Raw genomic sequence first — 13,417 nt, 5'->3', positions numbered from 1 at the left:
GAGAAGAGGACCGCTCCCATGCCGCAGAAACACCGCAGACCACGCAAGAAGCTGGCCGCCCTCGCCGCGGCCACCGCGCTCCTCGCCACCGGCGGAGCCCTGGGCACCTCCACCGCCCTGGGGGCGCCCACCGCGGCCCCGGCGGCAGTCCGAGCCGCCGACGGCCCGCGCGTCGTCGGCGAGAAGTGGATCGACTCCCGCACTGTCGACCTCACCGTGGACTCACCCGCCGTGGGCAAGCAGCTCCCCGTACGCGTCATCCTGCCGGCCCACTTCGACGAACAGCCGGACCGCACCTGGCCCGTGCTCTACCTCCTCCAGGGCGCGCACGACGACTACACGTCCTGGACCCGGGAGACGGACGTCGAGGAGTTCCTGGCCGACAAGGACGTCATCACCGTGATCCCCGCGTCGGGCCCCACCGGCATCCCCACCGACTGGTGGAACCACGGCAGCCCCACCGCCCCCGACTACGAGACCTTCCAGGTCGAGGAGTTGACGGGACTTCTGCGCGACACCTACCGGGCCAACGGCACCCGCGCCGTCGCCGGAGTCTCCACCGGTGGCTACGGCGCCATGGCGTTCGCCGCCCGGCACCCCGGCACCTTCGACGCGGCGGCCTCGTACAGCGGCGTCCTGGACACCACGGCCCTCGGCATGCCGACGGTGATGAACGCCATCGTCGCCCGGGAGCTCCAGCTGCCCTCCGCCCTCTGGGGCAGCCCCTTCCTGCACCGCGAGAACTGGAACCGCCACAACCCCGCCGCCCTCGCCAAGCACTTGACCGGCACCCGGCTCTACGTCTCACAGGGCAGTGGCATCCCCAGCAGTGACTTCGGCAACCTCGAGGGCGCGATCCTGGAGGGCACGCTGTGGAGCCAGGCGCACGCGTTCGAGCGGCAGTTGGACCGTGCCGGTGTCCCGGCGACGGTCAACTTCTACCGCGGCGGCTCGCACGCCTGGCCGTCCTGGCAGCGGGAGTTCAAGGCTTCCTGGCCGACGCTGGCGGCGGGCCTTGGGCTTCCCCCGCGGGCGTCCTGACGTCAGCGGAGAGGCGGGCGAGCCGCCGCTCGTCGGGCCAGCGCACCGCGCTCGCCCACGAGGCCAGCTCGAAGAGGCGGATCAGCCGGGCGCTGGAGTCGAGCTGGCCGCGCAGCACTCCGTGGCGGGCGGACGTCGGGTCGGCGTGATGGAGGTTGTGCCAGGACTCGCCGCCGGAGAAGGGCGCGAGCCACCAGACGTTCCCCGAGCGGTCCCGGACCCGGAAAGGGCGGTCCCCGCTGATGTGGCAGATCGAGTTGATCGACCAGGTGACGTGGTGGAGCAGACCGATGCGGACGAGACCCGCCCAGAAGAAGGCGGACCAGGCGGCGCCGGAGTCCCAGGCGCCCTCACCCCAGAGACCTCCCACCACCGCGGGCGCGCCGAACGAGAGCAGCACGATCAGCGGCTGCCAGCGCGCCACCAGGACCAGGTCACGGTCGGCGAGGAGGTCGGGGACGTACTTGCGCTGGTCCGTCTTGTCGTTGTTGAAGGTCCATCCGACGTGCGCCCAGACCATGCCCTTGAGCAGGGCGCGTACGGAGGTCCCGAACCGCCAGGGGGAGTGCGGGTCTCCCGGCTGGTCCGCGAACCGGTGGTGGCGGCGGTGATCGGCGCACCAGGTGATCGCGTCGCCCTCGACCGCCAGTGTCCCGGCCACCGCGAGGGCGATCTTGAGGGGACGGGCGGCTCTGAACGCCTTGTGCGTGAACAGGCGGTGGTAGCCGATGGTGATGCCGTGCACGGCGACGGCGTACATCACCGCGCCGATCACCAGGTCGTGCCAGGTGACCCCCCACCCCCACAGCACGACGACGGACGCGATCACCGCGACGAAGGGAATTCCGACGAACACCCCCACGACGACCCGGTCCGCTGTGCCCATGCGTTCGCCCCGAGCGGCGTTCACACTCACTTCTTCCATGAGATTTTCTCACCTTTCAGTGCGGGTGAGCCGGACGTTAGCGACGGAATTGTGGAGGCCTCTACTCGGAAAGTGATGACAGGACCTTGGTCGGATGAGCGATCCCGATGAATTGCGGTCGATCTGCTTGTGGAGAGCAGGTGTTCCGCCGCACTGTATGAACCCGTTGGACAACTGTGCCGAAGGAGGAACCTCATGGATGTGCTCGCAGAAGCGGTCGTCGCGGGAGCCGAGGCGGACGAGCTGCGCCGGCTTCCCGTACCCGCCGAATTCACCGCCGCGCATCTGCGGAGGGAGGACGTGGAGAGTTTTACGGGGGTCGCGGACAAAGATGTCCGAAAGACGCTTCATGTCGGCCCGGTGCCGATGCCGGAACTCGCCCCGGACGAAGTCCTGGTGGCCGTCATGGCGAGCGGGATAAATTACAACACCGTGTGGTCGGCGATGTTCGAGCCGTTATCCACGTTCTCCTTCCTGCGGCATTTCGGTGCGAAAGGAGGATGGGCGGAGCGGCACGACCGGCCCTATCACGTGGTGGGTTCGGACGCGGCCGGTGTCATCGTCCGTACGGGGGCCGGAGTGCGCCGCTGGAGCATCGGCGACGAGGTCGTGGTCAGCCCCGCCTACGTGGACGACGAGGAACCGGCGACCCACGCCGACGGCATGCTGGGCGACGCGCAGCTCGCCTGGGGCTTCGAGACCAACTTCGGCGGCCTCGCCCACTACTGCGTGGCCCGCGCCAGTCAACTCCTCCCCAAGTCGGACCGGTTGACCTGGGAGGAGGCGGCCGCCAATCCGCTGTGCGCGGGCACCGCCTACCGCATGCTGGTCAGCGACCGCGGCGCGCGGATGACCCAGGGCGACGTCGTGCTGATCTGGGGCGCGGCAGGCGGCCTCGGCGCGTACGCGGCGCAGCTCGTCCGCAACGGCGGTGGTATCGCGGTGGGCGTGGTCGGCAGTGAGGAGAAGGCGGAGCGCGCCCATGCCTTCGGCTGTCACGCGGTGATCAACCGCGCCGAGATCGGGCTGACCGGCACCGCTCCGGCCGATCCGGCGGCGGTCGGCAAGAGGCTCGGGAAGCGGATCCGCGCCGCAGTGGGGGAGGACCCGCACATCGTGTTCGAGCACGTCGGCCGTGCGACCTTCGGGGTCTCCGTCTTCGTCGTCCGCCGCGGCGGCGCCGTCGTCACCTGCGGATCGAGCACCGGCTATCTGCACGAGTTCGACAACCGCTACCTCTGGATGCGCCTCAAGCGCGTCATCGGCAGCCACGGCGCCAATCTCCAGGAACAGGCCGCTGTGGCCCGCCTCCTCGACCTCGGACACATCCGGCCCGCCCTGTCGGTGACGTACGGCCTCCAGGACACCGCCGAGGCCGCCCGCCTCGTCCAGACGAACCGCCACACGGGAAAGGTCGGCGTGCTCGCGCTCGCGCCGAGGACCGGTCTCGGGAAGCGGAGTGCGGCCCTGACCTGAGCGGAGACGGGCCCTCCCGTTCGGTGGGAGGGCCCGTCTCGCGTGCGTCCGGGGCTCAGCGCACCCGCACGAAGACGACGGGCGAGATGGCGCGGCCGCCCACGATGCGCAGGGCGTTGCGGCCCTTGAGGCCGAGCTTGACCCGCATCTTGTAGGTCCCGTTGCGCGCGGTTTTCACCGACGCGGGCAGCGACACCCACCGCTTGCCCTGCTTCTGCTGCAGCGTGACGCGCGTACCGGCCTTCATGTAGCGGCCGACTCCGTAGATGTAGAAGTTCTGCCACGCGCGCACCTTGGCCGTGGTCGACTTCGCCGTCAGTGTCGGACGCGGGGCCGCGGTCGCGGCGGCTCCGGGTGCGGGAGAGGTGTGCGGGCTCACGGCGCCGGCACCGGGCGCCGCGGGACCAGCCAGAACGGCCAGAGCCGCGATTCCCGCCACCGCCGTGTACTTCACCGATGCGTACTTCAGCTTCAACCGGTTCACGGTCAACTTCTTGTCTCCATCTGTCCGTTGGTTACCCGCTCGGACCCGGTTGCGCGGGGCTCGCTTCCTGGTCGAACCATGTGTAGACCGCGTGAAGATGAACGAATCAGATGAACAGGTGTCTTTTCGGTAAGTTGACCCAAGTGCCTCACGTGCCCGGCGGATCCCACCCGCACGGCGGCGTCCACTCGACCGCGCCGAGCGCGGGGCCGTGTTCGATCGCGGTGATCAGCTGATGGACCGAGGCGGCACCGGGCGGCCCGGCCACGGAGACGACTCCGGCGAGCGCCTTGTGCGCCCGGCGCCAGGCACTGCTGTGCCGACCGCGCAGATGCTCGACGAGGGCGTGGGCGTACTGCGTCATGGAGCGCGCCCATATGTCGTGCCGTGTCTGCGTGCCGGCCGACGCGCGGCGGACACTGTGCAGGGCGTCGGCCGGGCGGACGCGCGCCTGCGCCACGGCGAGCCCGGCCCAGCTGACCGCGGCGGGCGGGCCGTGGTCGGCGTGGACGGGGACGGTGTGAGCGGCCTCCCGCAAGTGCTCGATGGCGCGTTCGGTCTCGCCGTCGCGCAGCGCGATGACGCCTTGTACGTGGGCGACCCGGCCGATGGTCGCGTCGTCCCCGGAGAGCACGGCGGCCCGCCAGGCCTGGCCGAGAAGTTCCTCGGCCTCCGGCGCGCCCGTGCAGGCCGCGAGCCAGCCGGCCAGCCACAGGGCCTGGCCGCGGCCCACGGTGTCCGCGCGCCCGAGCGGCAGCAGTCGCCGCAGATGCGCGCGCCCCTCGGCGGCGTGTCCGCAGACCGCCCACCAGAACCACAGGTCCACGACCATGCCGAGGGCGGTCGCACCCCGGTCGGCGCTGTCCGGTCCCCACTCGATGGCGGACCGCAGGTTCGGCTCCTCGTCGCGCAGCAGCAGGGTCGCCTGCTCGTGCCGTCCGGTGCTCCACAAATGGTGGGCGGTGGAGGCGACGGTGCGGTACCAGTCGAGGTGGCGGGCTGCCGCCGCGGCGGACTCGCCCGCGGACTCCAGGCGTTCGCCGCCGAAGCCGCGGGCCGCCGCGGGCAGCCGGTAGCGGGGCTGCAGCACGCCACCGGGGTCACGCACCGGCTCAAGCACCGAGGCCAGGACGAGGCGGGCCAGACAGGACGCCACCCGCGACAGGTCAAGGCCGCCGCCCGCGCACACGTGGACGGCGGCGTCCTCGTCGAACTCGCCCGGGAACACGCTGAGCCGCGCCCAGACGCTGCGCTCCTCCCGTCCGCACAGCGCGTAACTCGCGCCCACGGCGGCCCGCAGGGACCGGTGACGCCGTACGGGTGCCTCCGGCCTGCCGAGCCAGCCCTGGGCGTGCCGCAGCATGTGCGCGAGACGCGCCGGCGGATGCAGGACGGTCTGCGCCGCGGCGAGCTCCACCGCGAGCGGTACGCCCTCGAGCCGTGCGCAGATTTCACCCACGGCGCGCAGTTCGGCTTCGTCGGGTGCGGCGGGAGGGGGCGGGGAGTGGGGGGCGCCCGACGTCGGCCGCGTGTCCGTCCGGTGCCGGGCACCACGCGCACGCTCCATGAACAGCTCCACCGCGGGCCCCGGCCCCTCCTCCGCGCCGGGAGCGCCCACCGGGAGCGGCCTGAGGTGCAGCACCAACTCCTGGCCGAGGCCCAGCGGCTGCCGCCCCGCGGCGAGAACGCGCACGCCGGGCGCACGCAGCAGCAACGCCTGCACGAGCCGTACGCACTCGTCACGTACGGGATCGAAGTCATCCAGCACGACAAGCACCCGCCGATCTTGAAGCCGCGCAATGAGCTCGGCTTCCCCGCCCCCACCTTGGACCCCCGCGCCCTCCCCACCTCCGACAGAGACCGCACCGACAACATCCGCGACGCGGCCCAACGCCTCGCCCGGCTCTCCGCCCGACGCCTCGCCCGGCATTCCGTCCGGCACTCCGCCTTGCATCCCGCTCGGCTCTCCGCCTTGCAACCCGTCCGGCTCTCCGCCTGGCTCTCCGTCCAATGCCTCGCCTGGCACTTCGTCCGGCGTCTGGCCTGGCTCTCCGCCCGGCGCCTCGCTTGGCATCCTGTCGGGCTGTCCGTTCGGCTCTCTGCCCGGCGTCTCGCTTGGCAGCCGGCTCGGTACTTCGTCCGGCGTCTGGCCTGGCATCCCGCCCGGCTCCCTGCCCGGCACTCCGCGCGGCATCCTGTCCGGCACGTCGCCCGGCGATCCGGCCGGCTTCCCGTCCGGAACGTCGCCCGGCTCCCCGTCTGGCACTTCGTCCGGCGTCTCGCCCGGCATCCCGCCCGGCTCCCCGTCCATGGCCTCGATCACCGTCCGTGCCACCGACTGCCCCCGCGCGGGGGCGCCGTCCCACCAGCGCACGATGACCACGCCGTCCGTCAGTTGGCTGCTCACCGCCGCCGCGGCATGTGCGGCGAGGGCGCTCTTGCCGACACCCGGGCCGCCCGTCACCGTCACCAGCCTGCTCCGGGCCAGCAAGCGGCGAAGTCCCGACAGCTCATCGGCCCGGCCAACGAGGCCACCCCCGCGCACACGCACTCGCCCTGTCATCCCCTTCATGCCCGGGCCCTTCCCTGCCGCGAGCCCTGCCGCCCGCCCCGCGCCACACTGCTTTGCAGAATCGTTTCTGCAATGAATTCGCCAGATCCTCTAACTCCGTGTCCCGATCTGGGTTACGGGGCGGGTCACGGGGCGAAGGTCCGGGCGGCCGCTCAGGCAGATCAGCCGTCAGTGGCGTCCTGTCCCACGTGACCAAGAACGAGCCGGAGCAGCCGGCCCACCAGAGGCAGGAGCGGCTTTCCGCGGGGGAGACCTGGCGTGCGCTGTACCGCTACTTCCGCCCGCACCGCTGGGTCGTCGCGCTCGGCGCCCTGTGCACGCTGATCGGCGCCGCGACCGGCCTCGCCCAGCCGCTCGCCGCGAAAGCCCTGGTGGACCGGCTCGGCAGCGACGACTCGATCACCGGGATCATCGTCCTGCTCACCGCGCTCGTGGTCCTTGGCACCGCCGTCGAGTCGATCGGCGCGTACGTCCTTGAACGCACCGCCGAATCCGTGGTGCTCGCGGCCCGGCGCACCCTGATCGGACGCCTCCTGCGACTGCGCCTGCCGGAGGTGGAGCGCACCCAGCCCGGCGACCTGATGTCCCGGATCACCTCGGACACGACACTGCTGCGCGCGGTCACCACCCAATCCGTGGTGTCCGCCGTCGCGGGCGGTCTCACCTTCATCGCGACGATCGTGATGATGGGCCTCATGGACGTCGTCCTGCTCGGCGTCACCCTGGGCGTGATCGTGCTCATCGGCGGCGCGGTGGCCCTGGTGATGCCGAAGATCGCGCGGGCGACCGAGCGGGCCCAGGAAGCGGTCGGCACGATCTCGACCGCGCTGGAGCGGGCGTTCGGCGCGTTCCGCACGCTCAAGGCGTCGGGCGCCGAGGAGCGCGAGACCGCAGCCGTGCGCGCCGCCGCGGAGGAGGCCTGGCGGCACGGGGTGCGTTCCGCCAAGTGGCAGGCGGTGGCGTGGAGTTCGGTCGGCTTCGCGGTGCAGGTCTCCTTCCTCGCCGTCCTGGGCATCGGCGGCGCCCGCGTCGCGTCCGGCGCGATCTCGGTCTCGACGCTCGTGGCCTTCCTGCTCTTCCTCTTCTACCTGATCGACCCGGTCTCCCGGCTCGTCGAAGGCGTCTCGCAGTACCAGGTCGGCTCCGCGGCCATCGCGCGGATCGTCCGGGCCGAACGCCTGGAGACGGAGGACGTCACCGCGCCTGCCGCGGACGCGGGGCAACGCGGTCCCGCCGCCGTCACCTTCGACGACGTGACCTTCCGCTACCGGGAGTCCCTCCCGTACGTCCATCACGGCGTGAGCTTCGACATCCCGGGCCCCGGCATGACCGCCTTCGTCGGCCCTTCGGGCGCGGGCAAGACCACCGTCTTCGGTTTGCTCGAACGGTTCTACGACGTCACGGGCGGCCGCGTACTGGTCGACGGCCGCGACGTGCGGGAGTGGCCACTGGCCGAACTGCGCTCCGTCATCGGCTATGTGGAGCAGGACGCGCCCGTCCTCGCGGGCACCTTGCGCGAGAACCTACTCTTCGGGGCGCCGGGCGCGACCGACGACGAGATACGGGACGTTCTCGTGCGCGCGCGGCTCGACGCACTCGTCGACCGGCTGCCGGACGGTCTTCAGACGCTGGTCGGGCACCGCGGCTCCCAACTGTCCGGCGGCGAACGCCAGCGCGTGGCCATCGCGAGGGCGCTCCTGCGCAAGCCCCGCCTCCTGCTCCTCGACGAGGCGACCTCGCAGCTCGACGCGGTGAACGAACTGGCCCTGCGTGACGTGGTCGCCGAGGTCTCCCGTGAGGTGACGGTCCTCGTCGTGGCGCACCGCCTGTCGACGGTGACGCTGGCCGACCGGATCGTGGTGATGGACGCGGGCCGGGTCCGCGCGTCCGGCACCCACGAGGAGTTGGTGGCGGCCGACCCGCTGTACGGGGAACTGGCGGCGACCCAGTTCCTCGCCACGACGGCATGACCGCACCGTTCACGACCGCACCGTTCACGACCGCACGGCCGCCGAAAAGGGCTGGCCCCGGACATGACACCCGGGATTGGATGGCGGGCATGACCAGCGGGCGCAGACGTGCGGAACTGTTCGTGGACGAGGAGCGGGACGGCCGCCTTGCCGGACCCACCACCGGCGACGAGCGGCGCATGCTCGTCGGGTTCCTCGCGGCCCAGCGCACGACGCTGGAGCTGAAGTGCGCGGGCCTGGAGGCCGAGTTGGCCCTGCGGTCCGTGGAACCCTCCACGCTCTCGCTGCTCGGCCTGGTCCGGCACCTCGCCGATGTGGAGCGCCGCTGGTTCCGGCGCGTACTCGCCGGCCGGGAGGCGCCGCTCCTCTTCGGCTCGGACGCGAACCCTGACCATGACTTCGACGGCGCCGTCCCCGAGCCTGCCGTCATCGCCGCCGCGTGGGAGGCCTGGCGTGCCGAGGTGGCGTTCGCCGACCGCCTGGTGGCCGAAGCGCCCGACCTCGACATCGAGGGCGACGACGGCTGGCGCGGAACGGTGTCGCTGCGCTGGGTGCTCCTCCACATGATCGAGGAGTACGCCCGGCACAACGGCCACGCCGACCTGCTCCGCGAGCGGATCGACGGCGCGATCGGCGTATAGACGAGCCCCCGCCACGCAGAGGATGCCCGCCTCTGCCCGTCGGCGAGGTCAGGCGGGATCAGGCGGGATCAGGCGGGAGAGGACGGGGACGTCACCAGCCGGGTGACGAGGTCGTGCCACCCCGCGTCCAGGCGGTCGAGCGGCATGCCGCGCTCGACGGTGAGGTGGTGCACGAGGACACCGTCGACCGATCCGAGCAGGGTGTGCGCGAGGAGTTCGGCGTCGCCCGCGACGCCCGCCTGGCGCAGCAGCATCGTGACGTGCGTGAGCCGCAGCCGGTTCGCCGGGACGGCGTAGGCGCGCAGCGGGTCGGTCCGTGAGGACAGGATCAGTTCGTGGTGGTCGCGCTCGTGGCGGATCAGGGCGGGCCCGAACGCGTGCAGGCGCTCCAGGGCCGGGGCGTCGGGGCCCAGCGGGGCGGGTCCTGAGAGGAAAGCGGCCTGGAGCTGCTGCTCCCGGTGGTCGAGCAGGGCGACCAGGAGCCCGGTGCGGTCGCCGAAGCGCCGGAAGACGGTCCCTTTGCCGACTCCTGCCGCCGTGGCCACCGCGTCCATGGTCAGCTGCGCGGCGCCGCAGCACGCCATCAGTTGTGAGGCGGCCTCGAGGAGCCGCGTGCGGTTGCGCGCCGCGTCGGCCCTGAGCGACGGCGGCTCGCCGACCGGGGTGAGGGCGAGCTCGGTCGACCCGCCCGGTCCGTCGGGCGAGGGGGGAGGCGGGAGAACGGAGCCGGTCATGGATCCAGCGTAGCGCCCCGAGCCGCTAAGTGGACCGCGGTCCGGATAGGTGGTACAACTTTAAACGGACCCCGGTCCGCTTGCTTCGTAGCCCGTTTGTGAGTCCCGCCCCACTTTTCAGGAGTTCCGCCATGTCTGTACGCATCGTCGCCCTCGTCGGCAGCCTCCGCGCCGGCTCGCACAACCGCCAGCTCGCCGAGGCCGCTGCCAAGCACGCGCCCGCCGGTGTGGACGTCGAGCTGTTCGAGGGCCTCGCGGACGTGCCCTTCTACAACGAGGACGTCGACGTCGAGGGCGGCGTCCCGGCCGCCGCGGCCCGCCTCCGCGAGGTCGCCGGGAGCGCCGACGCATTCCTCCTCTTCTCGCCGGAGTACAACGGCACCATGCCCGCCGTGCTCAAGAACGCGATCGACTGGCTGTCCCGCCCGTACGGCGCCGGTGCGCTCTCCGGCAAGCCGGTCGCCGTCGTCGGCACCGCCTTCGGCCAGTACGGCGGCGTGTGGGCGCAGGATGACGCACGCAAGGCCGCGGGCATCGCGGGCGGCGTCGTCGTGGAGGACGTCAAGCTGTCCATCCCCGCCTCCCTGACCCGCTTCGCCGAGATCCACCCGGCCGACGACACCGAGGTGGTCACGGCCCTCACCGAGGTCGTCGCCCACCTCACCCGGCAGGCAACGCCCGCCGCTGCCTGACGCCCGCGCTGCGCCCGGCCGGGTCCGCCCGGTCGGGGCTATGCGCAGTCGACGCGGTACGTGTTCGGGCGGCCTGGGCAGGTGAGGCACTCGAAGAGGTAGACCCCGCCCATGTCGCCGAACATCATCCCCGCGTGTTCGTGGCGCACCTCGCGATCCTCGACAGGAGTCCAGGCCCGCGAGGATTCGGCGTCGCCCTCGGAGCTCTCGAACGTCAGCAGGTGCTCCATCGGCCGGCCGCACCGCGTGCAGGACGCGGGCTGCGGGTCCTGGCCCCAGCCGGGATACCCGCCCAGCTTCGTGCCGGGAGCCGTGGAGAGGTGGGACTGGTAGTCCCAGCCGGTCTCCTTCTCCACCTGCTCGAACCGCCCCTCCAGGGCATCCCAGACCGTGTCCGCGAGGTCCCAGCTCGGGTACTCCGTCACCCGTTCCGGATGCACGACGCAGGGGCGCGGCACGTAGCGCTCGTGCCGCTGTGCGGGAACCGGCGGAGCGTCGAGCACCTGGCGCACCTCGTCCGCAGCCCGCCAGTGGACGAGGGGGACTACCCACGGGCCGCCGCTGTGCTGCCGCGGGCACCACAGCACCTGGAGCACGTCGCACCCCGCCGGGAAGGCGACGACGTCCGGGACGTCGGCCCGGTAGATCTGTGCGACGGCCACCATCGGCGCCCCGCCGTGCTCGTCGCACACCGGCCACGGTTCCCGCGCGGGCCAGAGCAAGGGACCGCCGACGGAACTCTCTCGGTACGTCGGGTCGCCCGCGCGCGGGTGGAGCCGCACCGCCTCCTTCTTGAAGCGCACGACCTCGGGGAAGAGCCGCTCCACGTCCAGGGGGCGCGGCGGCGTGCGGCGGGTCATGCGCCGAGGGTACGCGGGCCCCGTAAAAAGTGTTTCCATGGCGGCGTGGCCGACGGGTAGCCTGCCAACACCGCCTACCCCGTTGAGAGTTGAGATGCCCGGTCGCTGAAGCGCGCGTTGACGCCTTGGGTCGCCATCGACCCGTCATCGCGTGCCGCCCATGAGCTGCGGCACCGCGCCACCTTCCCTGTCTCAAGGGGCTCTCTGTGCCGTCCGCTCCCCGTGCCGTTCCCGCGCGCCATCGGTTCAGCCTGTGGCGTGACGCCGACTTCCGCAGACTCTGGTCGGGGCAGACCGCCTCGCAGCTCGGCGCGCAGGCCGGTCAAGTGACACTGCCGCTCGTCGCCGTGCTGGCGCTCGACGTCGGCGCCGGTCAGCTCGGCGTCCTCCGCGCGGTGGAACAGGCGCCGATCCTGCTCTTCTCGCTCTTCGCCGGGGCCTGGGTGGACCGGCGGCGCGCCCGCGACGTCATGGTCGTCGCGGACGCCGGCCGCGCCGTCGCCCTTGCCGCGGTCCCCCTCGCGTACCTGCTCGGAGTGCTCGGGATTCCGGCGCTCCTCGTGGTCGCCTTCCTCGTCGGTGTCCTCAGCGTGTTCTTCGACGTTGCCTATCAGGCGTCGCTGGTACGGCTGTTGCGGCGCGACCAGTTGCTGCGCGGCAACAGTGCGCTCGAAGGCAGCAGATCCGCCTCGCAGATCGGGGGGCCCGCGCTCGGCGGCGCCCTGGTGTCGCTGTTCTCCGCGCCGGTCGCCACCCTGGCCGCCGCGTTCGCCTTCGCGGTGTCCTTCGTGTCGATCCGCCGCATCCGTCGCCGAGAGGTGCTGCCGCTGCGGGCTCCGTCCGACAGTCCTCCGTCCGACAGGCCTCCGTTCGACAGTCCTCCGCGTGTCCGGCGACAGATCCAGGAAGGCCTGCGCTTCGTCGTCGGCAATCCGTCGTTGCGGTCGGTGGGGCTCGCCTCGGCCCTCTTCCAGTTCTCGTTCGCGGCCGTGATGACCGTCTACCTGCTCTTCCTGCCACGCGAACTGCACCTGTCGGGCCTGGCGGTCGGCCTGGCGCTCGCCGCCATGGGACCGGGCGCCGTGGTGGGTTCGCTGCTCGCGGCGAGGCTTTCGGAGCGGTTCGGATACGGCAGGGTCGTGGTCGCCTCGGCGGTCCTCGCCGACGGCGTGATGCTCTGCGTGCCGGCCCTGCACGGATCCACGGCCGTCACCATCGGCGCGCTCATGGCCATCAACTTCGTCTTCGGTGTCTTCGGCCAGTTGGTCAACGTCACGCTCATGGCCGTACGCCAGGCCATCACGCCCGTGGCGATGCAAGGACGCGTCGTCGCGACCATCAACTTCGTCGGCATGGGCCTGACGCCCGTCGGATCGCTGCTCGGCGGATTCCTGGCCGGTGCGTGGGGCCTGCGCACGAGTCTGCTCCTGACCGCCGTCTGTCTGGCGCTGTCCCCGCTGTTCATGGCCCTGTCCCCGCTGGCCCGCCTGGGGCGCAGGCTTCCGGAGGAGGACGGCCTCCCGCGCGGGCGGTCGGCGTCCTAGATTGGCCCGCATGTACTCGACACAGGTGTCCGGACATGTGAACGCCCCGCGCGCGGCCGTCTACCGGGCGCTCCTCGACGCGGACGCCATCGCGCGCTGGCGCGTCCCGGACGGCATGAGCAGTCACGTGCACACCTTCGACGCCCGCGAGGGCGGGCGCTTCCGCGTCTCGCTCACTTACGACGGGCAGTCGGGCACCGGCAAGTCGGCCTCGCACACCGACACGTACCACGGCCATTTCGCGAAGCTCGTACCGGACGAGCAGGTGGTCGAGGTGCTCGCGTTCGAGACCGACGACCCCGGTATGGGCGGCACGATGACGATGACGACCACGCTCACCGACGCGGACGACGGCGGAACCGACATCCAGATCCTGCACGACGGGATCCCCGACAGTGTTCCCGCCGCGGACAACGAGACGGGGACGCGCATGGCGCTGGCGAACCTCGCCCGGCTCGTCGAGAAGGCGCGATAGCGG

At 71.8% G+C, this 13,417-nt stretch carries 12 protein-coding genes; 7 read left to right on the top strand and 5 right to left on the bottom strand.

Going from position 1 to position 13,417, the window contains the following annotated elements; translation table 11 throughout:
- The first annotated feature begins 18 nt into the window (after nt 1-18).
- Nucleotides 19-1,041, top strand: coding sequence for an alpha/beta hydrolase (locus ACZ5U5_RS03315; protein ID WP_469015584.1), 1,023 nt, complete (start codon nt 19-21; stop codon nt 1,039-1,041).
- On the opposite strand, the gene ACZ5U5_RS03310 is transcribed toward ACZ5U5_RS03315, so the two are convergent.
- Nucleotides 983-1,966: an acyl-CoA desaturase gene (locus ACZ5U5_RS03310; protein WP_469015581.1), complete on the bottom strand. Its 984-nt coding sequence runs from the start codon at nt 1,964-1,966 to the stop codon at nt 983-985. The two genes, ACZ5U5_RS03315 and ACZ5U5_RS03310, sit on opposite strands and share 59 nt — an antisense overlap.
- A gap of 195 nt (nt 1,967-2,161) precedes the next feature.
- On the opposite strand from ACZ5U5_RS03310, the gene ccrA reads away from it, so the two are divergent.
- Nucleotides 2,162-3,442: a crotonyl-CoA carboxylase/reductase gene (gene ccrA, locus ACZ5U5_RS03305; protein ID WP_469015579.1), complete on the top strand. Its 1,281-nt coding sequence runs from the start codon at nt 2,162-2,164 to the stop codon at nt 3,440-3,442.
- Nucleotides 3,443-3,497: 55 nt separating this feature from the next.
- On the opposite strand, the gene ACZ5U5_RS03300 is transcribed toward ccrA, so the two are convergent.
- Both ACZ5U5_RS03300 and ACZ5U5_RS03295 read right to left on the bottom strand, forming a co-directional pair.
- Nucleotides 3,498-3,926, bottom strand: a complete 429-nt coding sequence (locus ACZ5U5_RS03300) for a hypothetical protein (protein WP_469015576.1) — start codon at nt 3,924-3,926, stop codon at nt 3,498-3,500.
- A gap of 148 nt (nt 3,927-4,074) precedes the next feature.
- Nucleotides 4,075-6,489 carry an ATP-binding protein gene (locus ACZ5U5_RS03295; RefSeq protein ID WP_469016904.1) on the bottom strand — a complete coding sequence of 805 codons (2,415 nt, stop codon included), beginning with the start codon at nt 6,487-6,489 and terminating at the stop codon, nt 4,075-4,077.
- 197 nt (nt 6,490-6,686) lie between these two features.
- On the opposite strand from ACZ5U5_RS03295, the gene ACZ5U5_RS03290 reads away from it, so the two are divergent.
- Entirely contained in the window at nt 6,687-8,468 is a 1,782-nt protein-coding gene (locus ACZ5U5_RS03290) for an ABC transporter ATP-binding protein (RefSeq protein WP_469015574.1), read from the top strand.
- Nucleotides 8,469-8,557: 89 nt separating this feature from the next.
- Entirely contained in the window at nt 8,558-9,109 is a 552-nt protein-coding gene (locus tag ACZ5U5_RS03285) for a DinB family protein (RefSeq protein ID WP_469015571.1), read from the top strand.
- A gap of 68 nt (nt 9,110-9,177) precedes the next feature.
- Here the strand turns inward: ACZ5U5_RS03285 and ACZ5U5_RS03280 are convergent, their stop codons facing one another.
- Nucleotides 9,178-9,843 carry a TetR/AcrR family transcriptional regulator gene (locus tag ACZ5U5_RS03280; RefSeq protein ID WP_469015569.1) on the bottom strand — a complete coding sequence of 222 codons (666 nt, stop codon included), beginning with the start codon at nt 9,841-9,843 and terminating at the stop codon, nt 9,178-9,180.
- A gap of 131 nt (nt 9,844-9,974) precedes the next feature.
- On the opposite strand from ACZ5U5_RS03280, the gene ACZ5U5_RS03275 reads away from it, so the two are divergent.
- Nucleotides 9,975-10,535 carry an NAD(P)H-dependent oxidoreductase gene (locus ACZ5U5_RS03275; RefSeq protein WP_469015567.1) on the top strand — a complete coding sequence of 187 codons (561 nt, stop codon included), beginning with the start codon at nt 9,975-9,977 and terminating at the stop codon, nt 10,533-10,535.
- Nucleotides 10,536-10,573: 38 nt separating this feature from the next.
- Here the strand turns inward: ACZ5U5_RS03275 and ACZ5U5_RS03270 are convergent, their stop codons facing one another.
- Nucleotides 10,574-11,395 (bottom strand): DUF1963 domain-containing protein, encoded by an 822-nt coding sequence (locus tag ACZ5U5_RS03270; protein WP_469015564.1) that lies wholly within the window; start codon nt 11,393-11,395, stop codon nt 10,574-10,576.
- 206 nt (nt 11,396-11,601) lie between these two features.
- On the opposite strand from ACZ5U5_RS03270, the gene ACZ5U5_RS03265 reads away from it, so the two are divergent.
- Nucleotides 11,602-12,939: an MFS transporter gene (locus ACZ5U5_RS03265; RefSeq protein ID WP_469015562.1), complete on the top strand. Its 1,338-nt coding sequence runs from the start codon at nt 11,602-11,604 to the stop codon at nt 12,937-12,939.
- 10 nt (nt 12,940-12,949) lie between these two features.
- The gene (locus tag ACZ5U5_RS03260) at nt 12,950-13,414 is read left to right on the top strand and encodes an SRPBCC domain-containing protein (protein WP_469015560.1); all 465 of its coding nucleotides are present in this window, start codon (nt 12,950-12,952) and stop codon (nt 13,412-13,414) included.
- Nucleotides 13,415-13,417 lie beyond the last annotated feature (3 nt).

It is taken from the genome of Streptomyces sp. NPDC033177, from assembly GCF_055577715.1.
This window is presented reverse-complemented; position numbering and strand designations above follow the sequence as displayed.

What these genes read in the sequence shown, in the direction of transcription:
- ACZ5U5_RS03285 (WP_469015571.1), top strand. Translation starts at nt 8,558, where the DNA reads ATGACCAGCGGGCGCAGACGTGCGGAACTGTTCGTGGACGAGGAGCGG.
- ACZ5U5_RS03310 (WP_469015581.1), bottom strand. Translation starts at nt 1,966, where the DNA reads ATGGAAGAAGTGAGTGTGAACGCCGCTCGGGGCGAACGCATGGGCACA.
- ACZ5U5_RS03260 (WP_469015560.1), top strand. Translation starts at nt 12,950, where the DNA reads ATGTACTCGACACAGGTGTCCGGACATGTGAACGCCCCGCGCGCGGCC.
- ACZ5U5_RS03295 (WP_469016904.1), bottom strand. Translation starts at nt 6,489, where the DNA reads ATGACAGGGCGAGTGCGTGTGCGCGGGGGTGGCCTCGTTGGCCGGGCC.
- ccrA (WP_469015579.1), top strand. Translation starts at nt 2,162, where the DNA reads ATGGATGTGCTCGCAGAAGCGGTCGTCGCGGGAGCCGAGGCGGACGAG.
- ACZ5U5_RS03270 (WP_469015564.1), bottom strand. Translation starts at nt 11,395, where the DNA reads ATGACCCGCCGCACGCCGCCGCGCCCCCTGGACGTGGAGCGGCTCTTC.
- ACZ5U5_RS03275 (WP_469015567.1), top strand. Translation starts at nt 9,975, where the DNA reads ATGTCTGTACGCATCGTCGCCCTCGTCGGCAGCCTCCGCGCCGGCTCG.
- ACZ5U5_RS03280 (WP_469015569.1), bottom strand. Translation starts at nt 9,843, where the DNA reads ATGACCGGCTCCGTTCTCCCGCCTCCCCCCTCGCCCGACGGACCGGGC.
- ACZ5U5_RS03315 (WP_469015584.1), top strand. Translation starts at nt 19, where the DNA reads ATGCCGCAGAAACACCGCAGACCACGCAAGAAGCTGGCCGCCCTCGCC.